The 983-nt window shown below is 52.4% G+C and carries 1 protein-coding gene; it reads right to left on the minus strand.

Going from position 1 to position 983, the window contains the following annotated elements:
* On the minus strand, window positions 1–799 hold a 799-nt coding region (locus tag AC1931_RS15430), incomplete at its 3' end, for a HAMP domain-containing protein (RefSeq protein WP_483878166.1).
* Window positions 800–983: the final 184 nt, after the last annotated feature.

Consider the following 983-nt stretch of genomic DNA (forward strand, 5'->3'; position numbering starts at 1 on the left):
CAGCGACATCGGCGTTACGTGAGAGGTTTTCGGCCATGTCATCCAGAGCATTGGCGAGGGTACCGATTTCATCACCACGATTCATGTTCAGGCGCATGCTGAAATCACCCTTGGCGATCTCCTGGGCCATGGCTACACCCAGACGTACCGGTGGAGAGATGGCCCGAATCAGAAAGAAGCTTATAATGATGGCTAATGCTGCCACCAGCAGACACACCATAATGACTCCGGTCTTGAGGCTGGCGGCCTCGCTACTGAGATCGTTCAGAGCAACCGTGAGTTCGTCGATCTGGGAGGATAAAAAGGGCTCAAGATTTTCCAGCAGGGTTTGTACGGCACCATCAAATTCCCCCATCACCTGGTTGCCGCCCGCCGGACCTTCATCGATATATGCCTGAGCCATCTTTTTACCGATACGGTAATAGGCGTCAAACTCGCTGCGGATCTGCGTGACGGTCTTTAGCTTGGCGGTGTCACTCTCGGCACGGAACATCTGCTCGAACTTGTCGAGCCCGGCCATAAATGACAGATAACTCTTTTCCGCTTCGTCAAAGCCATCATTCAGGCCGTCCAGTGCGCGTGTTGCTGAGATATCCGTAAGCCATTGCTGGAGCTGGATGGTGTCGCGATTCATCTTCGCAGCCAGCAGGACAAAAGGCTGAGTTTCTGTGAGTATCTGGGTGCTCTTGTTATCGACAGCGACGCTGAAGCTATAGGTCCAGGCTCCGAATGCCACAATTGCGACAAAGATAAGCGCAAAGCCTAAACCGATTTTTACACTCAGTTTCAAGTTTTTCATATGGACCCTCAATTCTCTTCTTCTAAGTGGCAGGTTTGCGGTTAAACCGCTTCAATTTCTTCCAGTTCTTCATCTTCGAGCAGGGCTTCGATATCCAGCAGGATCTTGACCTGCTGGCCGATCTTGCCCATGCCGGCGATATAGTGTTTGCGATTGCGACCGGTGGCGGGGGGTGGCTCGATCT

It is taken from the genome of Pelovirga sp. C15f, assembly GCF_057178085.1.